This is a genomic window from Ensifer sp. B1-9, assembly GCF_050474445.1.
GTDB lineage: Bacteria > Pseudomonadota > Alphaproteobacteria > Rhizobiales > Rhizobiaceae > Ensifer.
Genome location: NZ_JBCHVG010000001.1, coordinates 380,707 through 405,948, shown reverse-complemented (window position 1 = coordinate 405,948; position 25,242 = coordinate 380,707). Strand labels below are relative to the sequence as shown.

The 25,242-nt window shown below is 62.5% G+C and carries 23 protein-coding genes; 12 read left to right on the top strand and 11 right to left on the bottom strand.

Annotated features, from left to right (window positions below; translation table 11 throughout):
* The first annotated feature begins 65 nt into the window (after nucleotides 1-65).
* Nucleotides 66-947 carry an AraC family transcriptional regulator gene (locus ACQ5BM_RS01945; protein ID WP_429807662.1) on the top strand — a complete coding sequence of 294 codons (882 nt, stop codon included), beginning with the start codon at nucleotides 66-68 and terminating at the stop codon, nucleotides 945-947.
* An 87-nt stretch (nucleotides 948-1,034) separates the two neighbouring features.
* Here ACQ5BM_RS01945 and ACQ5BM_RS01940 read toward each other — a convergent pair whose 3' ends face one another.
* The 4 genes from ACQ5BM_RS01940 to ACQ5BM_RS01925 form a co-directional block, all read right to left on the bottom strand.
* Nucleotides 1,035-1,640 carry a deaminase gene (locus ACQ5BM_RS01940; RefSeq protein WP_429807028.1) on the bottom strand — a complete coding sequence of 202 codons (606 nt, stop codon included), beginning with the start codon at nucleotides 1,638-1,640 and terminating at the stop codon, nucleotides 1,035-1,037.
* 240 nt (nucleotides 1,641-1,880) lie between these two features.
* Nucleotides 1,881-3,353, bottom strand: a complete 1,473-nt coding sequence (locus ACQ5BM_RS01935; RefSeq protein ID WP_429807025.1) for a nucleobase:cation symporter-2 family protein — start codon at nucleotides 3,351-3,353, stop codon at nucleotides 1,881-1,883.
* Between the two features lie 160 nt (nucleotides 3,354-3,513).
* Nucleotides 3,514-4,086 carry a hypothetical protein gene (locus ACQ5BM_RS01930; protein ID WP_429807022.1) on the bottom strand — a complete coding sequence of 191 codons (573 nt, stop codon included), beginning with the start codon at nucleotides 4,084-4,086 and terminating at the stop codon, nucleotides 3,514-3,516.
* Nucleotides 4,087-4,209: 123 nt separating this feature from the next.
* On the bottom strand, nucleotides 4,210-4,848 hold the full coding sequence (locus ACQ5BM_RS01925; protein WP_429807020.1) for a glutathione S-transferase family protein: 639 nt from the start codon (nucleotides 4,846-4,848) through the stop codon (nucleotides 4,210-4,212).
* A 236-nt stretch (nucleotides 4,849-5,084) separates the two neighbouring features.
* Between ACQ5BM_RS01925 and ACQ5BM_RS01920 the strand changes: the two genes are divergently transcribed.
* The 3 genes from ACQ5BM_RS01920 to ACQ5BM_RS01910 all read left to right on the top strand — a co-directional run bounded on the left by ACQ5BM_RS01920 (nucleotide 5,085) and on the right by ACQ5BM_RS01910 (nucleotide 7,889).
* Complete coding sequence (locus tag ACQ5BM_RS01920; RefSeq protein ID WP_429807017.1) at nucleotides 5,085-5,459, top strand: hypothetical protein; 375 nt, start codon at nucleotides 5,085-5,087, stop codon at nucleotides 5,457-5,459.
* A gap of 529 nt (nucleotides 5,460-5,988) precedes the next feature.
* Nucleotides 5,989-7,002 carry an aldo/keto reductase gene (locus ACQ5BM_RS01915; protein WP_429807014.1) on the top strand — a complete coding sequence of 338 codons (1,014 nt, stop codon included), beginning with the start codon at nucleotides 5,989-5,991 and terminating at the stop codon, nucleotides 7,000-7,002.
* A 281-nt stretch (nucleotides 7,003-7,283) separates the two neighbouring features.
* Nucleotides 7,284-7,889: a hypothetical protein gene (locus ACQ5BM_RS01910; protein ID WP_429807011.1), complete on the top strand. Its 606-nt coding sequence runs from the start codon at nucleotides 7,284-7,286 to the stop codon at nucleotides 7,887-7,889.
* 333 nt (nucleotides 7,890-8,222) lie between these two features.
* Here the strand turns inward: ACQ5BM_RS01910 and ACQ5BM_RS01905 are convergent, their stop codons facing one another.
* The 3 genes from ACQ5BM_RS01905 to ACQ5BM_RS01895 all read right to left on the bottom strand — a co-directional run bounded on the left by ACQ5BM_RS01905 (nucleotide 8,223) and on the right by ACQ5BM_RS01895 (nucleotide 11,764).
* Nucleotides 8,223-9,164: an HlyD family secretion protein gene (locus ACQ5BM_RS01905; protein WP_429807008.1), complete on the bottom strand. Its 942-nt coding sequence runs from the start codon at nucleotides 9,162-9,164 to the stop codon at nucleotides 8,223-8,225.
* The gene (locus tag ACQ5BM_RS01900; protein ID WP_429807005.1) at nucleotides 9,161-9,433 is read right to left on the bottom strand and encodes a DUF3302 domain-containing protein; all 273 of its coding nucleotides are present in this window, start codon (nucleotides 9,431-9,433) and stop codon (nucleotides 9,161-9,163) included. Before ACQ5BM_RS01900 ends, ACQ5BM_RS01905 begins: the two co-directional genes overlap by 4 nt.
* A 372-nt stretch (nucleotides 9,434-9,805) precedes the next feature.
* Nucleotides 9,806-11,764, bottom strand: coding sequence for an elongation factor G (locus ACQ5BM_RS01895; protein WP_429807002.1), 1,959 nt, complete (start codon nucleotides 11,762-11,764; stop codon nucleotides 9,806-9,808).
* 1,225 nt (nucleotides 11,765-12,989) lie between these two features.
* Here ACQ5BM_RS01895 and ACQ5BM_RS01890 point away from each other — a divergent pair.
* Complete coding sequence (locus ACQ5BM_RS01890) at nucleotides 12,990-13,670, top strand: glutathione S-transferase family protein (protein ID WP_429807000.1); 681 nt, start codon at nucleotides 12,990-12,992, stop codon at nucleotides 13,668-13,670.
* A 182-nt stretch (nucleotides 13,671-13,852) separates the two neighbouring features.
* Here ACQ5BM_RS01890 and ACQ5BM_RS01885 read toward each other — a convergent pair whose 3' ends face one another.
* On the bottom strand, nucleotides 13,853-14,074 hold the full coding sequence (locus ACQ5BM_RS01885) for a transporter (protein ID WP_429806997.1): 222 nt from the start codon (nucleotides 14,072-14,074) through the stop codon (nucleotides 13,853-13,855).
* A gap of 456 nt (nucleotides 14,075-14,530) precedes the next feature.
* Here ACQ5BM_RS01885 and ACQ5BM_RS01880 point away from each other — a divergent pair, with 456 nt between their 5' ends.
* The 5 genes from ACQ5BM_RS01880 (at nucleotide 14,531) to ACQ5BM_RS01860 (ending at nucleotide 20,741) form a co-directional block, all read left to right on the top strand.
* Entirely contained in the window at nucleotides 14,531-15,580 is a 1,050-nt protein-coding gene (locus ACQ5BM_RS01880; RefSeq protein WP_429806994.1) for an aldo/keto reductase, read from the top strand.
* Nucleotides 15,581-15,731: 151 nt separating this feature from the next.
* A complete protein-coding gene (locus ACQ5BM_RS01875; RefSeq protein WP_429806991.1) occupies nucleotides 15,732-17,579 on the top strand; it encodes an adenylate/guanylate cyclase domain-containing protein in 1,848 nt (615 codons plus the stop codon).
* Between the two features lie 1,086 nt (nucleotides 17,580-18,665).
* Complete coding sequence (locus tag ACQ5BM_RS01870) at nucleotides 18,666-19,070, top strand: antitoxin Xre-like helix-turn-helix domain-containing protein (protein WP_429806988.1); 405 nt, start codon at nucleotides 18,666-18,668, stop codon at nucleotides 19,068-19,070.
* 11 nt (nucleotides 19,071-19,081) lie between these two features.
* Nucleotides 19,082-19,771: an RES family NAD+ phosphorylase gene (locus ACQ5BM_RS01865; RefSeq protein ID WP_429806985.1), complete on the top strand. Its 690-nt coding sequence runs from the start codon at nucleotides 19,082-19,084 to the stop codon at nucleotides 19,769-19,771.
* A gap of 523 nt (nucleotides 19,772-20,294) precedes the next feature.
* Nucleotides 20,295-20,741 (top strand): GNAT family N-acetyltransferase, encoded by a 447-nt coding sequence (locus tag ACQ5BM_RS01860; protein ID WP_429806982.1) that lies wholly within the window; start codon nucleotides 20,295-20,297, stop codon nucleotides 20,739-20,741.
* Between the two features lie 80 nt (nucleotides 20,742-20,821).
* Here ACQ5BM_RS01860 and ACQ5BM_RS01855 read toward each other — a convergent pair whose 3' ends face one another.
* Nucleotides 20,822-22,018, bottom strand: a complete 1,197-nt coding sequence (locus tag ACQ5BM_RS01855) for a TCR/Tet family MFS transporter (protein ID WP_429806979.1) — start codon at nucleotides 22,016-22,018, stop codon at nucleotides 20,822-20,824.
* Nucleotides 22,019-22,399: 381 nt separating this feature from the next.
* On the opposite strand from ACQ5BM_RS01855, the gene ACQ5BM_RS01850 reads away from it, so the two are divergent.
* Nucleotides 22,400-22,801 (top strand): GFA family protein, encoded by a 402-nt coding sequence (locus ACQ5BM_RS01850; protein ID WP_429806976.1) that lies wholly within the window; start codon nucleotides 22,400-22,402, stop codon nucleotides 22,799-22,801.
* A gap of 50 nt (nucleotides 22,802-22,851) precedes the next feature.
* On the opposite strand, the gene ACQ5BM_RS01845 is transcribed toward ACQ5BM_RS01850, so the two are convergent.
* Nucleotides 22,852-23,619: an adenylate/guanylate cyclase domain-containing protein gene (locus tag ACQ5BM_RS01845; protein ID WP_429806973.1), complete on the bottom strand. Its 768-nt coding sequence runs from the start codon at nucleotides 23,617-23,619 to the stop codon at nucleotides 22,852-22,854.
* 112 nt (nucleotides 23,620-23,731) lie between these two features.
* Nucleotides 23,732-24,619, bottom strand: a complete 888-nt coding sequence (locus ACQ5BM_RS01840) for a LysR family transcriptional regulator (protein WP_429806970.1) — start codon at nucleotides 24,617-24,619, stop codon at nucleotides 23,732-23,734.
* 125 nt (nucleotides 24,620-24,744) lie between these two features.
* On the opposite strand from ACQ5BM_RS01840, the gene ACQ5BM_RS01835 reads away from it, so the two are divergent.
* On the top strand, nucleotides 24,745-25,101 hold the full coding sequence (locus ACQ5BM_RS01835) for an antibiotic biosynthesis monooxygenase (RefSeq protein ID WP_429806967.1): 357 nt from the start codon (nucleotides 24,745-24,747) through the stop codon (nucleotides 25,099-25,101).
* Nucleotides 25,102-25,242 lie beyond the last annotated feature (141 nt).

Here is a 25,242-nt window from a genome sequence, read left to right as displayed (position 1 = left end):
CGCAAGATCTGTCGAGCGCGTCATGTCTGCGTACGCTTAGTTGGTGCTGCCACGGAGGAGGAATGATGAAGGCGGCGCTACAAAACTATCAGGCCCGGATGCGGCGGGTGCAGGACTATATTGACCGGCATCTTGACACTGATCTGGACCTGGAAACGGTGAGCGGTATTGCCGCCTTCTCGAAGTTTCATTTCCACCGGCAGTTTGCGGCGACCTTCGGGTTATCCGTGCATCGCTATGTCCAGCTTGCCCGTATGAAGCGCGCTTCGTACCGGCTGGCCTACATGGACGCCCAAAGCGTCACGGACATAGCGATGGATGCCGGTTACGATGCACCGGACGCCTTCGCCCGCGCCTTTCGGCAACGGTTCGGGCAATCGCCTTCATCGTTCCGGAAGTCTCCCGACTGGGAGCCGTGGCTTGCGGCTTTCGGGCCTTTCGACAACGCGAGGAGCAAGTTCATGCAAAAGACCTTTACCACTGACGACGTGACGATTCGCAATGTGTCCCCCACGCCGGTGGCGATCATGGAGCATCGGGGCGACCCGGCGATGCTCGCTGCCACCATCCAGCGGTTCATCGCGTGGCGCAAGGCCGCTGGCCTGCACCCCAGGACAAGTCCGACCTTCAATGTCTGGCGTTCTGAGCGACGTCCTGCGTCACCTGCCGACTATAGCGTGGACCTTTGTGTCGGGACCGACCAACCGATCGAGGCGAACGGCGAGCAGATCAAAGCCGGCGAGATCCCTGGCGGACGCTGCGCGATGCTCCGCGTTGTTGGCAACACCGACAATCTGGAGCCTGCCGCGCTCTATCTTTATCGGGACTGGCTTCCGGCCAGCGGCGAGGAAGCACGCGACTTTCCGATCTATTGCCAACGGCTGAGCTTCTTCCCGGAGGTGCCGGAGCATGAGGCGGTCGCGGAACTGTTTTTGCCGCTGAAATAGCGCCCTCTGACGGCGGCCTGTCCCTTCCGGTTGCAAGAAATGGACAGGCCGCTATCCACCCGATCTCGGTTTCTATGGGTCCACGGCCTAGTTCAACGGGATGGCATTGCCGTCCTTGCTCGCCTGATATGCCGCCGAGAGTTCGTCATATTTGGCGCGGATCGCATCGGCGCGCGACTTCAGTTCGTTGCGCTGCGCCTCGGGCAGGCCATCGATCAGCGCGTGGATCGACTGGCCCTTCCAGAACGTGTTCGTCCGGTTGTAGCCGCCGGGCTCCAGCGTGAAGACCTCCTTCAGGATCTTGAGATCGTGCGGGATGGAGAACGAGTCGCGGGAATCCTCGTGGCTGAAGAAGTAATAGAAATTGTCGAAGCCCGCCCAGGTGATCGCCGACAGGCACATCGAGCAGGGCTCGTGCGTGGAGAGGAAGATGAGGTCGCGGCTATCCGGCCGCGCGCTGCCTTCGATCTCGTAGAAGCGCTTCAGCGTGTGCACTTCGCCGTGCCAGAGCGGGTTCTCCGTCTCATTGTTGGTCTCGACGAGCACGGTCGAAAGATCGGATTTCAGCATGAGCGCCGCGCCGAAGATCTTGTTGCCGGCGGCAACGCCCGCTTCCGTTGCCGGGATGATGCCGCGCTCCATGGTGCCAAGCAGGGCGTCGAGGAGTGCGTAGTTGTCGGTCTCTTGTGTCATTCCCAATGTCCTTTTGTTGGGTTTTCAATCAACGCCAGGAAAAACAGGAAGCGGCTTCCTGCCCGGAATGGCGGGGTCTCAAAGCAATCCCAGGAAAAGTGCGAAGCGGTTTTCCGTCCGGGATTGCGGGCCTCAGAGCAATCCCAGGAAAAGTGCGAAGCGGTTTTCCTGGGGATTGCGGATTTCAAAAGCAATCCCGGTTTGCGGTCCGGGATTGCGGGTTCCAAAAATCGAGCCGGTTCAATGCGCCTCCGCGGCAATCAGCGGCACCTCGATGCCCTTGGCATCGTAGAGCTTGCCGTTGAGGAAGTAGTCGCCGTCGTGCAGGCGGGCGATGTCCTGGTAGCGGATCGTCCGCTCCGTTGCCGCGACGAACACCGACTGCTGGTCGGAATTGCCGGCTGTGAGGTGGTTGAACAGGAGGTTGAGCGAGATCGCCATCACGGCGGCCGACGAGATGCCCGAATGGAAGATCGTCGCGACCCAGGCCGGGAAATGCTCGTAGAAGCCGGGGGCCGCTATCGGGATCATGCCGAAGCCGATCGAGGTGGCGACGATCACCAGGTTCATGTTGTTGTTGTACTCGACCTTGGAAAGCGTGCGGATGCCGCTGGCCGCGACCGTGCCGAAGAGCACGAGGCCGGCGCCGCCGAGGACGGAGGTCGGAACGGAAGCGACGACGCGCCCCATGATCGGCAGAAGGCCGAGCGTCACCAGGAACAGGCCGCCCGTTGCCACCACATAGCGGCTCTTGACGCCGGTGACCGCCACCAGGCCGACATTCTGGGCAAAGGCGCTCTGGGTGAAGGAGCCGACGATCGGCGCCAGGATGCTCGACAGCATGTCGGCGCGCAGCCCGTCGCCGAGCCGGCGCGAATCCACCTTGGTCTCGACGATCTCACCGACGGCGAGAATGTCGGCCGAGGTTTCGACGAGCGTCACCATGATGACGATCAGCATCGAGATGATCGCGGCAAGCTCGAAGGTCGGATAGCCGAAATGGAAGATCTTCGGCAGCGCGAAGACCGGGCCGTTTGCAACTTGAGAAAAGTCGGTCATGCCGGCGACATAGGCGATGCCGGTGCCGATCACGATCGACAGCAGGATCGAAAGCCTGGAGATCGACGCATTGCCGAGCTTGCTCAAGAGCAGCACGATGATCAGCGTCACCGCCGCAAGCTGGATATTGGCGGTGCTGCCGAAGTCCGGCGCCGCCTTGTTGCCGCCCATGGCCCAGAGTGCTGCCACCGGCATCAGCGTGAGGCCGATGGTGGTGATGACGATGCCGGTCACCAGCGGCGGAAAGAAGCGGGTGATGCGCGAGAACACCGGCGTGATCAGGAGGCCGATCAGCGAAGCCGCGATGACGGCGCCAAGGATGGTCGGAATGCCGCCATTGCCGGATATCGCGATCATCGTCGCGACGCCCGAGAACGAAACGCCCTGCACCAGCGGCAGGCGGCTGCCGAAGAACGGCAGGCCGATCGTCTGCAGGATGGTCGCAAGACCGCCGGCAAAGAGCGAGGCGGTGACGAGCAGGCCGACATCGGCGGAGTTCAGCCCGGCGGCCTGGCCGAGGATCAGCGGAACAGCGACGATGCCGCCATACATGGTCAAGACGTGCTGCAGGCCATAGGCCAGGTTGGCGCCGATGCTCAGCCGTTCGTCTTCGGGATTCTCCGGTAGTGCGTTTTCCTCTGCAATGCTTGCCAAGGGTATCTCCTCCATACCTTTGTGATTGCCCCGTCTCCCGCGGGACAACCAAAAAGGTACTGAAGGACGGCAAATCCCGCCTTCCTAAAAAAAGCGAAACACCTTTCGGGTTTTGGGCGGGAATGGGTGGAGCGGTAATTTGCCCGCGGAGATTTCTCAATCAAGGCCGACGCAGGCTGTCCGCAAAGACGCCGAAGTCAGTCCCGCGGCCGGAGACAATGATGCGCGCGCCCGGTCCGACGCTTCGCCTGAAATCTTCTGAAACACCACAAATCGCACGGTAGGCCAAAGGGAGAGCCTCAAGCTCGAGCGGAATGCGGCACCCGGTAAAACTGTCGCCGTCCGCGTCCGCCACGGTATAGGAAAGCTCGATGCGATGGCCCCCAATCAATGCGAGGATCATGGGACCGTTGAAGACGACGATATGTCTTCCGGTGAGGTATCCAAGCACAAACGCGCCCAAGATGCATAGTGCCTTCGTCTTCCCGCGGCCCCGAAATCCGCGCATGTCTCTATGTACGAGCCAGAGAAACAGCCCTCCAGAGGCCACGCCGACAACAAGGGCAGGAACGGTCGGTCTGGCCAGCCATTCAATCGACGGCAGATATTGATAGCCGAGGCTCTTGAGAAGACTGGGCGGCAGACCAAGACCAAGAAATATCCAGACGGTGGTCAGGACGCGCGGTATTGTGCCGAGCGGCCGTTTCACCTCCTCACCGACTAAATCAGCCATAGACCACACAGCTCGCGTTCAACGGGCGTTCCGGTCGATCCTTGACATGACTGGGGTTGCAACTTCAAGCGGCCAAGCACCGGCGACGACCCGCTGACAACGGTCGGCGGGCAAACGCCCCGTTCAGCCCGGTATCGGCGGCAGTGCCGGCGCCACCAGCCCGCGGAACGGATCGCGCCAGGCCCCGATCTCGTCCAGTTGACCGGCCCAGCGCGCAAGCGCCGGATAGTCTCCGATCGGCAGCCGCGCGGCATCATTGTAAGGCAGGAACGTCGCCATGCGGAAATCGGCAAAGGAGACGGTGTCGCCCACCAGCCAGGCGCGACCGGAGAGTTCCGCCTCGAGGATCGCGGCCGCCCTGTGAAAGGCCTTGAGCCCCTCCTCCACCATCGCTTCGTCGCACGGGCCGATGCCGTAGCGCAGCTTGGTCCCCCGCTCCCAATGCACCATGTCGCATGCTCTGACGAAGTTCTCCTTGCCCCAGCTCACCCAGCGGATCATCTCCGGTTCGTCGTCATCCCTGCGCCAGAAGCTGGAGCCGGTATGCCGGGAAAGATAACAGGCAATCGCATCCGTCTCCCAGAGCGGCTGGCCGGGACGCTCCAGGATCGGCAGAAGCAGATTTGGATTGAGCGCCCGATAGCGCTCGGTCTGCCCCGCAGCCATGGGCTCGGCAAATTCAAGGGCAACCTCCGCCTTCAGAAACCGCGCGACGGAAACCGCCAGGCGCGGATTGGGGTTACGGCTGAAATAAAGCTTCATGCGGCTTGGTCCTCCGTTCGTGCGTTCCAAGGACGAATGAAGGCGGCCGATGCCGACATGGGCAAATGCAAATCGCGCAAAAGCATGCGCGTTTGCGCGGGACTCACGTATAGCGATGCAGGCATCCCGGCGATCGACGCGGGCGTCCGCGTCTTTCGTTGCATGAACAATTCACGTTCTGGCTGCGTTCATAAATACAAGCGCTAAATGGGACCGCCGTTTAGGAGGTGACATACATGAAGAAGATCATTTCGATCAGCCTGCTGCTCGCGTCGCTGATACCTGGCGCAGCACTGGCCCAGGGCGTAGAGCTCTACATCGATGGCGGTGGGCCGAGATATGACGATGGCCGACGCTATTACGACGAGGACTATGGCGACGGCTACTATCGTGACCGTGATTATCGTGACCGCTATTATCGCGATCGCCGTGCCCAGCGGCGCCTTTGTACCCCGCAACGCGCCTTGGCGATAGCGCGGGCCGAGGGCCTGCAGGGCGCCAGAGTCGGTCGAACCACCAATCAATGGATCGAAATTAGAGGGTCGCACCGTCGGACGATCGTCTTCGGCCTTCAGCCCAACTGCCCGATTCGCGGTTACAACAACTGGTAAAATGCATTGCGGGGCTTTCCGTCGACGGTTGGGGCGACCTTCGCCCTCACCCCCGACGGCCCGCTCTTTCAGGGCTCTCCCGAAGCTTGGAACGCGGCCGGCCCGCACGGTGGAACGGGGAACTTCGTCAGGCGTCCTGGGACGGACGAAGCTGGCCCTTTCAAACACCGTGACAGCATGAAGGTCCCTGCTCTCCACGAGGTTTCGACCTCCCCCCTCTGAACCTCCCAAGCAGCTTGTTGCCCTGTTGCCCGCCGGCGCTTTATCCGGCCAGCCCGATCGTCTCGTGGAGATGGCGCGCTGTCCCATTCGGCATCGAACCCTCCGGCGCAAGATTGCGAGCGCGATGCCATACCCCGGCAGATCGGTCGTCCCGGCATCTGTGAATTCGCTTCCCGGATGTTGCGAAACGCGCCCGGCTACCGGCCATCGACCGCCTGACCTATTTCTTTGTCCAACAGCGATGCCTTACCGATAGCAGTAACGCACAGAGACATCGCCTTCCCATTGATCACGAAAGGACAGGACAATGACACTCAAGGATATTCTGCCCGGAAAGCTTGGTTTCGGCGCCGCGCCGCTCGGCAACATGTTCCGTGAAATCCCCGAAAAGGAGGCACTTGCGACCGTCGAAGCCGCCTGGAACGACGGTATCCGCTATTTCGACAACGCCCCCTTCTACGGCGCCGGCCTTGCTGAGATCCGCATGGGCGAGGCGCTCGCCGGACGGCCGCGCGCCGAATACGTCATCAGCACCAAGGTCGGCCGGGTGATCCTCGACGAGATCGAGGATGTCAGCGCCCGCGACCTTGGCGAAAAAGGCGATGTCTTCCGCTATGGCCGCCCCAACAAGATCGTCAACGATTATTCCCATGACGCGACCCTGCGCTCGATCGAGGACAGTCTCAAGCGCCTGAAAACCGACCGGATCGAGATCGCCTTCGTCCACGACGTTGCCCAGGATTTCTATGGCGACGAATGGCTCGATGTCTTCGAGAACGCCCGCAAGGGCGCCTTTAGGGCGCTCGACCGGTTGCGCGACGAGGGCGTGATCAAGGCCTGGGGTCTCGGCGTCAACCGTGTCGAGCCGATCGAATTGCTGCTGGCGCTCGAAGGTCCACGTCCCGACGGCTTCCTGCTCGCCGGTCGCTACACCCTGCTCGACCATGACCGCGCCCTCCAGCGCGTCATGCCCGAGGTCACGAAACGCGGCCTCGGCATCGTCGTCGGCGGTCCCTACAGTTCCGGCGCGCTCGTCGGCGGACCGAACTTCGAATATGCGCCGGCCACACCGGCCATCCTCGACAAGGTCGCGCGCATCAAGGCGATCGCCGACCGTTACGGCATCAGCATGAAGGCGGCTGGCCTGCAATTCTCGCTCGCCAATCCCGCGGTCGCCGCCGTGATCCCCGGCGCCAGCCAGCCGAGCCGCATCGCCGAAGACCGCGCCGCCCTCAACGAGGCCGTGCCGGCCGACTTCTGGCGCGAACTCAGGGCAGCCGGTCTCGTCAACCCTGAAGCGCCGCTGCCGATCGCCGGCTGAGCCCACCTCCGCTTTCCCCGCTCGTCACCCTGCGGGCGGGGGCAGCCGGCCACACCGTGCCGCCCGTCAAGCCGATACGAAAGGAGCTTGGCCGCCGATAAAGTGACTTTCGGTAAAATTGTTCCTTGCAAATGTGCAAACGTTTGAGGGTTTGCAGGATATCGAGTGCACAACTAAGAGGCGCAGGAGGAAGATCGCGCATCCTGTTTGCAGCACGACCGGCACGCCGTCGCCCGAATGAACGACAGCGGCTTCCGATCAAGCGCGAGGGTTGAGTGGTAATGTGGCCATTTGAGAACGACGATTACCCCGAAGGACACTTGTTGCTACCTGACCAAGGCAAGCCGAACAATCCTCGCAGGTATTATGCCCGGCCACACGGCGTCGCCGTCCTGCACTATCGAGATGGCGAGCCTTTCGCCGCCGACAACATTCGACTGCCAGACGGGTCACGTGGCAAGGCGCGCTTGGCACCCCGGACGTCTCATTGGCGGCGACCGCTTAATGATCAAAAACGCGCCTGGACCAGCGCCGCGACGGCTATTCCGATCCACTGGCGTTGGGGGGCCTTGATAGTCGCGCCTGACGATCTGATTTTTGAGGATAATCAATCGCTGCCGGAGATCAGTTTCGACGGACGGAACGAACGCTTCGACCGAGATTTGTGCCAAAGTCAGGAAATAAAGGATCTCGCTCTGACAGTGGAAGGGTGCCACGCACTCTACACCGAACTCCGCTCCGGCGTTTGGATGCCTTTCTCTAAGACCAGCCTGTTCTCGAAAACGAGCGTGATCCTGAACAAAGATACACCCCATATACGAAGAAAGAGGCGGCAAGGACGCTCGCCAAAATTCGTCATCTCGGTGAAACCTATGACGACTTTCTAGATTCCGGCTGGCTAAAGCACTACCGCGGATACTTGGACGAGTACCTATCGATCCGCCGCCAGATAAAGCGGCTCGGATGGTGTGATATTCTGGAGCGACCTGAACAGACGGCTGCCCCCGAAAACCGCGTCGATCCCCCCGCCGGCTTCAGGGAGTACATGCGACAACTGACGATATTTGTCATCGCTTCTGTGCTTGCCGTCCATGTGCTCATTGCCGCATTGACCCTCCTGGGCCATTAGCCGGAAACGATCTCCACCCCAGTCCCACGGATAGCCGCTCCGCGGCCCTTTACGCAGATATAGAAGCTGCGCCTCAGCGCTTTGCTCCAGGTCAGAACGGATTGACATAGTTGGTGATCGCGATCTGGCGCAGAAGCACCCGGCGGATCACATGCGCCGCCTTCACCCGGTCGGTGAAGATGGCCGCATCCCCTGTGGCGCCGGCCGGCAGCCGCGCCGCGAAGGCCTGGTCGTCGAGTTTCATCCGCACGACGAACGGCGCGGCCGATACCACCTCCGGCGCCACCGCCGTACCGGAGACGCGGGCCTGCCCGGAGGCGATCGCCTGCAGCACGCTTTCGACCTTGCCGGTATAGGTTTCGCCGGGCGCGAACTTGAATGTCGCCTCCACCATCTGTCCGGGCTTAATGTAGCGCGCGTCGATCTGGTTGATCTCGACGCCGATGATCGTTTCGGACGTGTCGATGAAGGCCATGGCCGGCGACAGCGGCAGGGTCGCGACGCGCGCCCCCTTCCGGAGCGCAAGGTTGGTCACGTAGCCGTCGGCCGGCGCCCGGACCGTCGTCTTGTCGAACTCCCATTCGGCGTTGGTGATCTGCGCCTTCAGATTGTCGACATCCGCCTGGCGCTGCTGGACATCGAACTCGGTCGCGGCATCGCGCGACTGCAGCCGCGTCATCTGCGAAAGCCGGAGCTCCTCCAGCGAGAGCTGCGCCTGCAGCGCGTCAACCTTCGCTTTGTAGGGCACGGGATCGATGCGGAAGAGCACGTCGCCGGCCTTGAGCGGGCTGTTGGAGGCAACCGGCACTTCCACGACCTCGCCGGCGACATCGGGCACGATCGCCACGGAATTGCGCACCACCAGCGCCTTGCCCTGCGGCGCCCCCCAGTTCATCGGAATGAACAGGCCGACGAGGAGCAGCAGGAACACGATCGCCGGTGAGATCTTCCAGAAAAGGTTGAAGGTGACGATCCTGAGCTTCACCAGCAGGAAGAGGATCGCCAGATAGACGTTGAAGAGGAAGACGATCATGGCTGGCCCGCCTCGATTGGATGGGCCTCGGCTGAATGCGCCGTGTTCGGCCGCGGCACGTCGACATAGGCCCAGACAAGCGCGATCGGCCACAGCGCGAAACCGAGGAACAGCGTCACCCAGCCCGCGACATTGACGGCCTCGGCTGAGGGATGATTGCGCCGCCTGGCGATCGCCCCCGGCAGCATGGCAAGAAAAATGAGGATGGCGACCGTGCTCACCACGAGCACGATCAGCACGATCCAGGCGAAAAGATCGATAAAGCTCATGAAGTTCCGCTCCCCTTCACGGCAGGGACGCTAGACCCGGAGCTCAGGCGTGCGGAAGTACGTAACAGTTACCATGCGTGCATCGCGGCCGTATCGCGGTCCCGGTAGGCTCGCCCCTTCCCCTGCCCACTCCCCGCAGGCGGGCGTGGGAACGCGGATGAAACCGCTGATGCCTCGTCCGCCGCGCCTGTCGCTTCAAGGAATGCCGCGAGTGGTGAGGCAGACGAGCGGGCGCGGCAACGTCCCTTCGCCCCGCCTGCGGGGAGAAGGTGGCCGGCAGGCCGGATGAGGGGCATGACGCAAGTCTCGGCGAACCGCATGAAGAGCGTCGCCGCTGGGCCTCCGCACAGGCCATCAGCCCTTGATTCCCGGTTACCCCGCCTGCTGCGCCCCGTGCGCGTGGATCACCGCGTCGGCCTCCTTGCCGTAGAGCTCCTCGAAATGGTCGAAGCTCTTGGAGAAATAGCCGATCCCTTGCGTCGCCGCGCGCAGCGCCCGGGCAAGGTCGTCGAGCGCCGATCCCGGCACCAGTGCGCGGAAGATGTCCCAGCCCTTGGCGGTCTCGTCCCGGTCGAAGCCGAGCACCTGGCCCTTGTAGGTGGAGACGATCGGCACCAGGCTGCCGGAATAGATCGAGGGGATGTGGATCTCGATGCGGATGACCGGCTGCATCAGCACGGCCGACGCCTGCGACAGCGCCTGGCGCACGCCCATCTTCGCCGCCGCGCGGAAGGCGAAGTCGTTGCTGTCGACGGAATGGTGCTGGCCGTCGGTCAGCGTCACGCCGACATCGATCACCTGGAAACCGAGCGGGCCCTTCTCCATAGCTTCGCGCGCGCCCGCCTCGATCGCCGGGATGAAGTTGCGCGGCACCGCGCCGCCCTTCACCGTCTCGGCGAAGGAGAAGCCGGTCCCGCGCTCGTTCGGATGCACGCTGAGCTTGACGTCGGCAAACTGCCCGGCGCCGCCCGTCTGCTTGCGGTGGCGGTAGTGCACGTCGGAAGGTTTCAGCACCGTCTCGCGATAGGTTGGGCTCGGCGGCCTGTCGGTGACGCCGACATGGAAGACCTCGGCCAGCGTCTTGCAGAGATCGCGCAGATGCATCGGCCCCTGCACGCAGACCAGTTGCGCGCCGGTTCCCTCCTCCTGCATGACCGCGAGCCCGCGGTCCGTCTCGGCGAGTTTGGCGAGCGTGCCGGAAAGCTTGGTCTCGTCGCGCTCGCTGTCGGGCACCAGGATGCGCTCCAGCATCGGCGTCGGCGGCACCGTCCAATCCGGGGCCTCGGCCGTGCTGTTGCCGGCAAGCAGCGCCGGCACCGGCAGATGCTCGGACTTGACCGCGGCGAAAATCGCGCCCTCCTCCGGCGTGGCGTTTGGCAGCGGCTTGCCGGTCGCCGGGTCCTGCAGCGAGCCGAGGCTGCCGCCGCCGAGCGAGCTGCCCTGCTTGATCCCTGGCGTCAGTGCCCGCACCAGCACGGTCTTGCCGACATTGGCGCGGTGGTAGGCATGGAAGCTGACGGCCGAAAGCGCGCCCTCGGCGATGGAGCCGGCGGCCGCCAGCCGCTTGCGCAGCGCATCGACATCGGGCGCCTCGTGGCGCAGCGCCTTCATCAGCCGCAGGATGCCGTTGGCATGGCTTGCGGAACCCACCAGCACCGGGATGATCCGGTTCTCCTTCAGGAGCCGCGTGGAGATCGCGTAGATCGTATCGTTTGCCGGCGCCCGATCCTCGATCAGCTCTTCGAGCAGCCAGTCGTCGAATTCGGAGAAATGTTCCAGCAGTTCGGCGCGCGCCTCCTTCTCGCGCTCCATCACCGTATCGGGGATCTCGATCAGCGCCGAGGTCTGCCCGTCGCGGTAGCGCCAGGCGCGCTCGGAAATCAGGTCGCAGGTGCCGACGATCTTGTCGCCCTCGCGGATCGGCACCTGGCGCATGAGCAGCATGTGGCCGGAATAGTCCTGGAGGGCCGCAATCACGTCGCGCAGCCGCGCCCGCGGCTCGTCCATGCGGTTGATGAAGAGAATGCAGGGCGTGCCGGAGGCCTCGATCGCCTTGAGATAGGGGGCGGCCAGCACCGCCTCGTCCGGCGCCGGCGAGACGCAGAGCACGCAGGCATCGCTGGCGACCAGCGCATGCTGCGCGTGGCCGAGCGCCTCGGTTCCGCCGGGTGCATCGAGCGCACACCAGGGTTCGCCGCCAAACTCGAATTCCGTGATATTCAATCCATAGGGTGAAACAGCTTTTCTGGAGGCCCCCTCCAGACCGGCCAGCTTTTCGACCAGCGTGGTTTTTCCGGTCTGTGAGGGCCCAAGTACCGTGAAGCAGCGCATCGGCGATCCTCCCCTGTCGCGATTGCCAACGCATGTCCCCTCAAGTCGGTGTCGATTTAAGGCCGGAGACATGCAGCAGATCAAATTGCTACGGCGAACTTTGCCCGTCCGATGAAGACGCGCGTGCCGCAGAGGCGCCGAGCGTTGCGACGCCCTTACTCTACTAATTCTAGGGCAGCTTTCGCGCTTTCAAATGGCCCTGCGCAAATTCCCAGCCACTAACGTAAATGTGGAATAGCGAAATTTTACGGTTCTACAGCAATGACCGCTGACGGCCCATACTGTTGAAAAACTACGCTCAGTGTTATCGTGGTTGCTCGCAAGGGGGAGCGCACGATTGCGAGCGATGCCGATGCTTCGAATAATCCTTCTGATTGGTGTCATATCGTCGATCATCGTAGTTGGAGGTGGATACCTGATTTTGTTCCCACCTCTTCCATTGCTACCGGAGATCGCAAGGGGGCTACCTAGCGGATTTTCCGACGGTGAGAGGGAGTTTCAAAGAAGAGTTGCCGTCAAGTTCTCGGGGGCAACCACTGAAACAGAGCTTGTGACGTCCCTGGAAAAGGAAGGCTTCACGATCGATTCTGCAGGTCGACGAGCCGGGCTTGAAAAGGCGGGGTTACCTTGCAGGCTGAGTTGGCGGATTTTCTGGGAGGCTGACGGTGGTTCAGTGTCTAACCTGAAAGCCGAATATGGCGGAATTTGCCTTTAGACTAGTTCATGCCAGAACCCGGCTATGCGCCAACCATTGCCGAGCGGGTGACAAACGTCCGCTTCGGGGCGCGGCCGTCGAGGCTCCGGTCACCCGGCTATGGTGCTCTTGCTGGTTTCCAGTCGACCTACCGCGCAGGTCTTCCACATCTGCGGCAATGCCGAAGGTCGGGCAATACGGGTTCTTGCAAAAGTAGACGTTCACTCCTTGGGGGGGAAGGCAATCGAAGCAGCCTTGGCTCTTCGAAGAAATCTCCGACAACGGCAATACCCCCGATAACCAGCGTTATAAGATGATGGTCCTAACGGTTCCACATTACGTTAGTGGCTGGGAGCAAATTCGGCACAGTTCCGCTGCCCGCCGCATTGACAAGCGACGTTGTCAGGCGCCATATTCCGATTGCAATATTATACCAGTTGAATTTTGATATCAGTACATAGACAACCGAAAGCGTGGCGCTAGTTCTATCGAAGCGCCCTATTGGAATCGTCCGAACCGGAGACCCTCCGCATGTCCCTTACGCTTTACCAGCATCCGCTTGCGTCCTTCTGCCACAAGGTGCTGATTGCGCTCTACGAGAACGAAACTCCCTTCACGAGCAGCCTGGTCGATCTGCTCGACCCCGCGGAAGCGGCCCGCTTTGCCGCGCTCTGGCCGGTCGGCAAGATGCCGGTTCTGACCGACAGCGCGCGCAACGTTGTGATGCCCGAGACCTCCATCATCATCGAATATCTCGACCGCCACTATCCCGGCCGCCAGCGGCTGATCCCCGACGATCGCGACGCGGCGCTGAAGGTGCGCCTCTGGGATCGCTTCTTCGATCTCTATGTCCACGTGCCGATGCAGAAGATCGTCACCGATACGCTGCGTGCGTCCGGCGAAAACGACCATCGCGGCGTCAGCGACGCCCGCGCCTCCCTTGCCGTTGCCTATGGCATGGCCGACAAGCATTTCGCCGAAAACACCTTCGCCGCCGGCGATGCCTTCAGCCTTGCCGATTGCGCCGCCACGCCCGCGCTTTTCTATGGCGGCATCGTCGAGCCCTTCGACGAGAAATATCCGCATCTCGCAGCCTATTTCGAGCGCCTGCTCGAGCGCGCCTCCGTGCGCCGCGTCCTCGCCGAAGCCCAGCCCTATTTCCACATGTTCCCCTACAAGAACCTGATGCCGGCGCGTTTTCTCGAGATGTAGGCACGGCGGAAAGCTGAGCGATTACAAGGAAATGGATCGCTTTGGTGAATCGGAAAGGCAAGACGCGGCCGTCTTAACGCTCCGTTCGCTACCGATTACGTTCGTTCCAGCGGATGAGGGCCTTCCCTCACCGCGCGGATGAGGGCCTTCCCTCACCGCGCGGATGAGGCCAAAGCCTCCGCCTACTTCACCTGCGCCGGCGGCGTGCCGATCGGGAAGGCGACGGAGACGAAGCCGGCCGTACCCTCCGGCCGGTTCTTGGCGCCGAATTCCTGGAAGACCTTCAGGGTCAGCGAGACCGGCGTCTCGCCCATCTTGAAATTGTAGCCCATGGTGCCGCCAAGTCCGGCGATGCGGCCCTTGAAATCGCCCAGCTTTGCACCTGGGCCGCTGTCGCCCGTCACCTGCTGGTACCATGGGGCCGCGCGCACCGAGCAGGTAGAAGCCGGCGCCGTTTTCGGCCGCGTTGACCGTCGAAGGCGCGCCCACGCAACACAGGCCGGCAGCGATTGCCGTTGCGGACAGCAAGCTCTTCGTGAACGTCATCGAGTGATTCCCCTCATCTCTCGCCCGCGACGATACCATTTTGACGTGTTCGAGCCAGGCCGAAAGCATCTCTCGCCAATGGGCGCAGCGGTTCGCGCGACATGCGAAAGTGCCGGGAACTTGAGATCGCGGCGTGCTTCAGGAACCGGCAGTCTCAAGAGCCGCAATGCCCGATTGTAGGGCATGACGGCCCTGCGCACCTTGCCCGTCGGGCACAGGCTGCTACCTTACGGGCTCTGTCATCTTCGGCTTGATCCACGACGGAGGCTTGTGTCCCCGTTCGCTCCGCCCGAACCAGCAAAGGACCCGAGACCATGGAATACCGGCTGCTCGGCCGCTCCGGCCTGAAAATCTCTGCTATCACCATGGGCACGATGACGATCGGCGGCCGCGGCAAGTTTGCCGAGGTCGGCAATGTCGGCCTCAAGGAGGCGAGCCGCTATGTCGATCTCTGCCTCGACGCCGGCGTCAACCTGATCGACACCGCCGATATCTATTCGACCGGGCATTGCGAGGAGATCATCGGCGAGGTGCTCGGCGGCAAGCGCAAGAACGGCGTGCTCATCGCCACCAAGGCACGCTTTTCCATGGGGCCGGGACCGAATGACGGCGGCCTCTCGCGCCAGCACCTGATCACTGCCTGCGAGGCAAGCCTGAAGCGGCTGAAGACCGACGTCATCGATCTCTACCAGGTGCACGAATGGGACGGCGAGACACCGCTCGAAGAGACGATGGAAGCACTCGACAGCCTCGTTCGCAGCGGCAAGGTCCGCTACATCGGCTGCTCCAACTATTCCGGCTGGCACATCATGAAGGCGCTCGGCATCAGCGCGCTCGAAGGCCGGCAGCGCTTCGTCAGCCAGCAGATCCACTACACGCTCGAAGCCCGCGAAGCCGAATACGAACTGATGCCGATCTCGATCGACCAGGGGCTCGGCGTGCTCGTCTGGAGCCCGCTCGCCGGCGGCCTGCTCTCCGGCAAGCACCGGCGGGGCGAGACGCCGGAGGGCACACGCCAGCTCGCCGGCTGGAACGAGCCGCCGATCCGCGACGAGGAGCGGCTGTGGAAGATCGTCGACATGCTGGTGGCGATTGCAGGCGAACGCGGCGTCTCCCCCGCACAGGTCGCGCTCGCCTGGCTGATTGGCCGCAAGGCCGTTACCTCCGTCATCATCGGCGGCCGCACCGAGGCCCAGTTCTCGGACAACCTCGCCGCCGCCAACCTGAAGCTCTCCGACGAGGAGCGCGAACTGCTCGACGCCGTCAGCCTGCCGCCGGTGATCTACCCCTACTGGCACCAGCTCTGGACCGCCAAGGATAGGCTCGGCGAGGCCGATCTCTCGCTGCTGGGGCCGCATTTGTAGAGGGCGGTGCCCTATCCGGCGCGCCAAGGCTTCTTCGGCATTATGGAGCAAGTGCCACACGATCAGATGAAGGCTGATGCTGTCTCCGGAGGGTGCCTCGAGAGTGGCGCCCCCTCGTGAAGCGTCGCCATGCGACCGTCTCGGTGGTATCATGAACCCGCACGGTCGCGGCGTCCGGATGGTGCATGTCGCGTCAATCGGCTGGGCTTCATGCGGCGAATCTCCTGAGGGGGAGACAGCCATGGCAACTGCAAGAGCAGAGCGGCGGCTGGCCGCGATCCTTGCCGCTGACGTCGTCGGCTATTCCCGCCTCGTCGAACATGACGAGGCCGGGACGTTGTCGGCCCTCAAGCTTCTGCGCCGGGAGGTGATCGATCCGCTGCTGGCCGAGCATCAGGGTCGTATTGTCAAGCTGATGGGCGACGGTGCGCTCGTGGAGTTCGGCTCGGTCGTCGATGCCGTCGCATGCGCGGTCGCCATCCAGAAGGGGGTTGCCGACAACCAGGCCGATATCCCGACGGAGCAACGCATCATCTTCCGGATCGGCGTCAATCTGGGTGATGTGATCCACGAGGTTGATGGGGATCTCTACGGCGATGGCGTCAATATCGCGGCCCGCCTACAGACCTTGGCGGACCCAGGCGGCATTTGCGTTTCCGGCACGGCGTATGATCACCTCCGGGGCAAGCTTGACTGCGACTACGAGTATCTCGGCGAACGCGCGCTCAAGAACATGGAGAGGCCGGTGCGACTGTACCGCGCCCTTCTGGAAAGGACGAACGCACGAACGGCATCGCTGAGGCCCGCGCTTCCGGACCGACCGTCCATTGCCGTGCTGCCGTTCAACGCCATGAGCGCGGACCCGGAGCAGGACTTCTTCAGCGATGGGCTCACCGAGGACATCACCACCGCGCTGTCCAAGCTCAAGGGCTTCTTCGTGATCGCCCGCAACACGATGTTCACCTACAAGGGAAAGCCCGTGGATGTGCGCGCCATCGGGCACGAACTCGGGGTCCGCTATATTCTCGAGGGGAGTGTCCGCAAGTCCGGCAACCGGATGAGGGTGACTGCGCAGCTCATCGATGCGGCCTCCGACGTCCATCTCTGGGCAGAGAGGTACGACGGCGACCTCGGCGATATGTTCAGCATTCAGGACGAAATCACCGCAAGCGTCGTCGGCCGCATCGGGCCGGAACTCCTGGCGGCGGAGCATGCCCGCGAAAGCCCCAAGCCGCATCATGGCCTTGATGCCTGGGAATGTGTCGTGCGGTCGGTGTTCCTGTGTTCCCAACTGTCTGAGGAGAGCAGTGGGAAGATGCTCCCGCTGCTCGATCGGGCAATCGAACTGGCTCCCGGTTATGCCCAGGCGCTCGCCATGAAAGGTTGGATTACCATGTGGCGCGCGTTCCAGGGGTGGGAGGACATGGGATATGCCCTGACCCTTGCCGGGGATCTTGTCCAGCAAGCCATTACCGCCGACGATAAGGAACCGTGGACTTACCTTGCGCAGGCGATGATAGCCTTTGCGACGCGTGACAATGTCCTGGCGATGGCAGCGATCAGCCAGGCTGTCGCGATCAACCCCAACTCCGCGTTTGCACACGGCCAGTTGGGTCTTGCGCATGCCAACGGGGGCCGCGCGGCCGACGCCATTCCTTGCATCGACTACGCCCTCAGGCTGAGCCCGCGCGAGGCTTTTCTCGGCGACTTTCAGTTTTACTACGCCATGGCTCATTTCCAGGGCGCAAATTACGAACTTGGATTGAGTTACGCACGGGAGGCGCATCGCTTGCGGTCCGGCCACGTGGTGCCGCTGATCATCGGCACGGCCTGTGCCGGACTTCTGGGCAACCAGGAGGCCGCCACGGACTTGCTCGGACACCTCAAATCGCTCGTTCCCGACATCTCACGGGACGCGATCGGAGCAACATCGTCTTTCGTCCGCGCCGAGGATCGGGCGCGCCTGATCGAGGGACTTGCCCGGGCCGGCCTGAATTGACAGGTTCCGCCTCTCATCCGGCCTGCCGGTCACCTTCGCCCGGCCTCACGGGGAGAAGGGCAGGTGTGGCAACCGCTCGCCTCGACAGCAAGCATCTGGATTTGTCCCCGAGGCTCGGTTGGTCGCTGACGACGGCCCTGTTTGACGCCGGTCATCTAGCCCTATTGGCACCAGCTCCAGACCGCCAAGGACCGGCTCGGCGCGGCCGACCTGTCGCTGCTGGGGCCACATGTTTGATGGCAGACAAAGGACACGAAGGGTACCCACGCACGGCTCGAAAGGACGGCGATACACCGCGAACTGAACGCGGCAATCATGATTGCTGGCCGGATTCAGGAAATACTTCGGATTGGTGACCGTGACTTCGATGACAGCGTTGTGAAGCTATTTGCGAAGCGGCGAAGAACAGGATGAATGGCAAGTTTGAACAAGTGATCCAAAAGTAGCCAGCTGGCGTTATATATCCGTCCTTGACAAAATAAGTCTGTCCGATAACAAATTCAATGTAAACACTGTAAAAATAAAGTTCCTCCACTAATATTAATAAACCAAACAATATTGACGATATGTATACTTTATATGGCCTTATCTTACGGCTATATATCCCGACAAACCACGCAAGAGCCTTGGAAACCTCAGAAGACAGCCCAATTATTACTATTCCGAATAACAACCCAAAGAACCCGCCACCCGTCAGAAGCGTGTACATTATCCACAGCGTGTGAAAAAGGATTCTGTCGAATAGCCACGGTCTCGATGTCAGCCAATGCATACATTGCTCCAATCGGTGCCTCTCGAGGCGAGCCTCCACGGATTCGTTGGACGGCGCTGCAAATCCGGCCCCCCGCCACTCTTCCTAGCGCGTCACGTACTTGTGCAAACTTGGCTCAGCTTGAGACAGGCGAGACGGCGGGCGCACACTGAATATGTTGCGAGCACGCCCTAGGCCTAAACTATAAGTAGCACGCGCAATAATATTAGACAATAAGAATATGCAGATTAATCGAGCGATGAAGCCTTGACTTCCCACACAATGCGCCCATTTTATATCATATGATATGCATCAGTATTTCATAGGAGTCGAAAATGGCCAGCGCTCAACCGATTCTCGCCCTCGATCGGCAAACGGCCCGGCATGAGGAAGCCGTGATCGTCAAGGCCGTGGTCAAAGCCTGCGACCTCTGGAACCTCACCAACAAGGAGGCGGCCCAGCTCTTCGACGTGCCGATCGCCACTTGGAACCGCATGAAGGCCGGTGACTTCAAGGGCAAGCTCGACCAGGACAAGCGCATGCGCGCCAGCTTGATCGTCGGCATCTTCAAGGGGCTGCGGCTCTACTTCAACGGCCCGCTCACCTATCAATGGCCGAAGGCGGTCAATACCGGCCCGCTCTTCAATGGCCACTCGCCGGTCGATCTGATGATCGAGGGCGGCATTCCGGTGATGCTGAAGGTACGGCGCTATCTCGACGGCCTGCGCGGCGGCCTATGATCGCCCAATCGATGATCCCGGAGACAGAATTCAACGAGCCGGCGACCGTCCGGCTGATCTCAACCGCCCATATCACCGAGCCCGCCGTGAGGCCGCTCGCCGACAATGACGACGAGATTGAGATCCTCAACCGGCTGGAGGCAATGACCTCGGCGCGCTTGAGCCCGCTTGCCCTGCCTGTCGGCGTCGACCCGGCCGAGCTGCTGAACGAGACCTTCGGTTACGGCTGGTCGCTGATCAATGCCGCCTTCTGCCATGCCCGCCCGCCGGGCAACCGCTTCAACGGCGAGGAGCGCGGCGCCTGGTATTGCGCCTTCGGCCCGCGCGCGCTTCAAACCTGCCAGGCGGAAATCGTCTACCACCGCACCCGGGCGCTTCGCGAAGCCGGCAGCTTCCACGACATCGGCCGATACCGCGAGCTGTTCGCCGGCTTCACCTGCCGCTTTCATGATGCGCGCGGAGAAAAGGGCGCCGCCTATCTCGATGCCGATACGGCGGTCGCCTATCCCGCCGGCCAGGCGCTCGCCGCCACCATCCTCGCCGAGGGCGGCAACGGCCTGATCTATCCCTCCGCCCGCGACCCCGAGGGCGAATGCCTCGTCGTCTTCCGCCCCTCGGTCATCCAGAACATCCGCCAGGGCCGCACCATCACCTTCGAATGGACCGGCGCACCCGAGCCGCGCATTCTGGACGAAGACTGAGCCGGCAGGGGCAGATGGAAATGCGGACCCGTAAAGCGGGCCGCAATGTTCCCGCAATATATCCCGCCGACAAGGGCTCGCCTTTCCGGATTCCCGCGCTAGACTTGCCGAGGCCGGATTCGGCCGAAACATAAACCACTTATAAATCAAATTGTTATTGACGCCCTTGCCCGGCTGAACGCCATCGGCGCGCCCCGCAAGGCTTGCCCCTCTCCTCGGGTTTAACCCGAGGACTCCCCCCTCTCCCCGCCTGTGGAGAGAGGGAGATCGGCGGCCGCTCGCGCCACCTGATCATCGCCCTTTTCGCATAGGCTGCGATGCGAAACGGCCGGATCTTGAGAACTGGGGGGATCAATGCGGACGGTCGCGAGAGCGTCCGTTCTCCCGCCCGCGGGGAGAAGGTGCCGGCAGTCGGATGAGGCTCACCGCGCGGATGAGGGGCAAATCCCTCACCGCGCGGATAAAGGGCGCGCTCCAGGCGCTGCAACGGAAAAGGCACTGGGCGTCGAATATGAGGAAACGAATGACGATTACACTTTTGCCAATCGATGCCGTCGATGCCGATGTCATCCGAAAATTGGACGTGCATGAAAACCAGATGGACTTCATCGCCAGCAACGAGGAGTCACTGGAAGAACTCGCCGAACGCCCCGAATGCGTCGGCTTTGCCGTGATGGCCGAGGGCGCGCCGGTCGGCTTCGCCATGTATGCGCTCGATCCGGATGACGGCAACCATTGGATCTACCGCCTGATGATCGACGCCCGCCATCAGGGCAAGGGCTATGGCGCCAAGGCGCTTTCAGCCCTCATCGAACACATGGCGACGATCCCCGAATGCGGCGACATCTATCTCGGCGTCTACCCGGAAAACACCCGCGCCTACGCCCTTTATCACCGTTTCGGCTTCCGCGAGACCGGCATGATCCTCGGCGAGGAAAAGGTGATGCGGCTGGACCGCACGTCGAAATAGCCCGCGGGACGTCGTCCCGCTTCGGCGCGGATGGGACCATGACGGTCCCATCCGCATCCACATGACCACCCCGCGCAGCACTACGACGCGACCGAGGCCGCCACCGGCTTCATCGGCCGCAGGCCGAGAACCAAAAGCCCGCCCAGCAGATAAACGGCGACGACCGAAAGCCAGATCGCACCCGGCCATTGCTCGCGGACGGCGAAATAGATGCTCGAAAATGCAAGCGGGCTGATGATCGACGCCAGGCTCACGGCCGAGGCCAGTACGCCCTGGAACTGGCCCTGCCGGCTCTCGTCGACCTGCCGGGTCGCAAGCGATTGCAGCGCCGGCACGCCGATGCCGCCGAGCGCAAAGACCGGCATGACCGCAAAGATCATCCAGCCCTCGGTCGCAAAGGCCATGACGGTCAGGGCAAGGCAAACGCCGGCGACACCGGCCAGGATGGCGCCGCGCTCGCCGAAGACTCTGACGGCCGGTCCCGGAAGAAACGCCTGGGCCAGCGTCTGGCAGACGCCGAAGGCGCCGAGCGAAAGGCCGATCCAGAACCCGTTCCACTGGAAGGTTTCGCTGCCCCAGAGCGCCCAGCAGGTGCCGTAGGCCTCGCCCGTGGCGCTGAAGATCAGGAAAAGAAAGACGATCGGCAGCACGCTCTTCACCGAGAACACCCAGCGCAGCGGCCGAAGCGGGTTGAGCGCGGCGAGGTCGATCTTTCCGCAGCTCGGCGTGCGTGACTCCGGCAGCACGAAATAGGCCAGAGCCAGGTTGCAGCCGTTCAGCACCGCCGCAGCGACAAAGGGCAGCCGCAGAGAGTGATCGCCAGCGATGCCGCCGAGAACGGGGCCGATGATGAAGCCGATGCCGAACATGGCGTTGAACAGGCCGAAACGCCGGGCGCGCTTATTCTCCGGCGTGATGCCGGTGATGTAGGCGGTTGCCACCGACATGTTGGCGCTCGTCAGCCCGGCGATCGCGCGGCCGGCAAAGAGCATCCAGAGATTGGGCGCAAAGGCCAGGAACAGATAGTTGACGGCAGCACCCGCCAGCGAAATCAAGAGCACCGGCCGGCGGCCCAGCCGATCGCTGAGCGCCCCCAGCACCGGCGCGAAGATGAACTGCATGACCGCGTAGAGCGCGGTCATCGTGCCGATATAGGGCGCCACGTTTTCGGCTTGGGTCACCTCCTTCAGCAGCGAAGGCAGGATGGGAAAGATGAGGCCGATGCCCACGGCATCGAGCAGGATGGTAGTGAAAATGACGATGAGGGATTTCTTCATGATGCGTTCCGATCGACGCAAGCACGCGCACGCCAACAGGCGCCGATGCCTTGCGATTGGGTGACCTGACGATGCAGGCGATGAGGTTTTTGGAAACGCTGGCCGATCCGTGCTGAAATAGGCAGGGATGGCGTGTGCTTGACTGCCTGGACGTGAATTCGTCCACCTGTTTACTCCGCCACTGAGCGGATCAAGGGAAGCAGTCGCTTTTCGCGATGGCGGCACTTAACACCAGGCGACACGGTGCGGCAAGCCCGGATTTGTTGCCAATCCCGCATGGTTTTTCGCGGCGCGCGGAAGGCACCGAGCCACGGGTCCGCATTGCGCACGCCTGCCGATCGCGGCAGTATCTTGCCCGCGCACCAACAGCGGGAGTGGCACATGCTCGACGGCTCATGCCATTGCGGCAATGCGAAATGGACACTGGAAGGCGACCCCGGCTCGATCACCGCCTGCAATTGCACGCTCTGCCGCCGCTACGGCACGCTCTGGGCCTATGACTACGAAGGCGAACGGATCACCCTTGCCGGGAAGACCACCTCCTACGTCCGCGCCGACGAGAAGAGCCCGTCGCTGGAAATCCTGTTCTGCCCGACCTGCGCCGGCGTCGTCGCCTGGCGCGGCCTGCATCTCGACAAGCGCGGCCGCCGGCGCATGGCCGTCAACCTCAGGCTTGCAGAGCCGGAGCTGGTCGCAGACCTGCCGATCGACCATTTCGACGGCCTTGACACCTTCGAGGACCTGCCGTCCGACGGCCGCTGCGTGCGCGATCTCTGGGCGTAGCCAGACGCCTACGGCCGCGGGCTCCGTCCACATCCCGACTGCGCAGGCGATCAGTGCGTCGCGAGCACCCTCGCCTCGACCGGCTGGTCGATGCCCTTGAGCACGAGCAAGCGCGTCGTCGCGCCCGCGATCAGCGCCTCGGCCTCCGCGGCGGTCTCGGGCGAGATCAGGATCTCGCCGGCCTCGGCCTGGGATTCGAGCCGGGAGGCCAGGTTGACCGTGCCGCCGATCGCCGTGAAGTCGCTGCGGAAGCTCGAGAATTCGCCGATCTCGACGTCGCCGGAATGGATGCCGACACCGACGCCAAGCGGCTGGCCCTGGAGATCGTCGAGCTGCAGGCTGCCAAGCGCTGCCGCGCACAGGCGCTGGATGTCCCGTGCCGCCAGGATCGCGGCTTGCGCGTGGTCCTTCCGCACGATCGGAAAGTTGAAGATCGCCATCAGGCCGTCGCCCATCGTCTTGTTGACGATGCCGTCATGCGCCCAGATGGCTTGAGCGCAGCGATCCTGGAACAGGCTGACGATCTCGCTCAATCTCACCCGCTCGATCTGCTCCGAAAGATGGGTGAAGCCGCGGATGTCGGCAAACAGGATCGTCGCGTTCGCCGCCACATGGCTCTGCTTCTTGACGTAGCGGAAGGAGCGCTCGCAGATCGTACAGATGTTCGGGTTCATCTTGCTGCGGGTAATGCCGAAGGCGCGAAACGGCAGCGCCAGCGGCCCGCGAATGGGGATCGGCACATGCATCTGATCCCAGCATCCTCGGCAGATCCTGGCTTCGCCGCGCTGGGCCGGCGGGATGGTAGAGGCTTCGGTCATGGTCTGCATCTCCGGCTCACATGGCCCGAGGGGCGTGGACGAAGCTTCTGCCATTTTCCGCGTTTTAGCAACGGCTGGAATAATAGGAGGCGCCGGCCGTGCGGCGCCGCCGTCACTCGGAAAACAGGTTCGCGGCCATGAAATCGACGAAGGCACGGACCTTTGGCGAGAGATATCGGTTGGTCGGCCACAGGACACGGAATGTGCCCGTTTCGCGAAGGCAATCCTCCATCAGCGATACCAGCTTGCCTTCCGCCAGTTCCGACGACACGGCGAAAGGGGGCAGACAGGTGATGCCGAAGGAGCGCTCCGCCAGGAAGATCAGGGGCTCGAGGGTACTCGCAACCGTGGTCACGGGCAGGTCGAGCTTGACCTCGCGCCCGTCACGAACGAGCGGCCAGGGTTCGAGGCGGCCGGAGTTCGCGTACCGGTGATGGAGGCAGCGGTGCCCGAGCAGGTCTTCCGGCACTTTCGGCCGACCGTGCGCGGCGAGATAGTCCGGCGCCGCGACGATCCTGTGCCGGAACGTCCCGAGCTTGCGGCTCATGAGCCGCGTATCCTTGACCTCGCCCGTTCGGATAACGGCATCGAAGCCCTCCTCGATAACGTCGACCAGCCTATCCGTGAAATCGAGGTCGAGGTTGATCAACGGATAGGCGCGCATGAAATCCGATATGGTCGGCATCAAGAGCATGCCGGCCAAAGGCAGGCTGACACGAAGCTGCCCACGCGGTGTCGCATGCGACCGTGACAGTTGCGCCTGGGCTGACTCGAATTCGGATTGGATGCGGCGGCAGGTGTCGAGAAAGAAGTTCCCGTCCTCGGTCAGGGCCATGCTTCTCGTCGACCGATTGAAGAGACGCACGCCCATCTCGTCTTCGAGCCGCGCGATGGCCTTGCCGACAGCAGAACCCGAAAGGCCGAGGCGATGACCGGCGGCCACGAAGCTGCCTGCCTCTGCGACCTGAATGAAAATGCTGAGCGTTCCGAGCTTGTCCATCGCCAACCGATTGCGGAATTATTTTCCGAAGTGATGAGAATACCCGCTCGTTTATCCGCTATTTCGCGCCGGATATCCAGATGTCGTCGCAGCCGGATCGGCGCGGCGTTCAAATGGAGAAACCCATGACCACAATCCCTACCGCCGCTTTCTCAGCCTCCCCCGCTCCAACGACCTTTGTCGTCAACGTCATCCACGCCCATCCCGGCAAGCAGGAGGAAGCCTTTACGATTATCCAGGACGTCGTGCACTACGTCGCCGAGCGCAAGGAAGGGTTTCTGTGGAGCACCTTGTCGAAGAGCACGGACGGCGAGACTGTCGTCAACGTCGAAGCAATCCAGGGAACCGGGAATGTCGACGAATTCTTCTCCGATCCGGTGTTCGTGGAGAAGTTCCGCAAGCTCGATGAGGTCTCCCGCAGCGAGTTTCACACCTATACGGTCGGCGATCTCGTCCTGCCGAAGCGCGGACCCGCGGCCTGATCGCCACTTGCATGCTTCCTTTGATCGGACCCGATCAAAGGACAAAACATGCAGCAATTCAAAATGCTACAGCGACCTTTGCGCGTCCGATAAGACCCGCGGCGCTGTAGTCCCGGCGCCTTCGAAGGCGCCGGGCAGCGC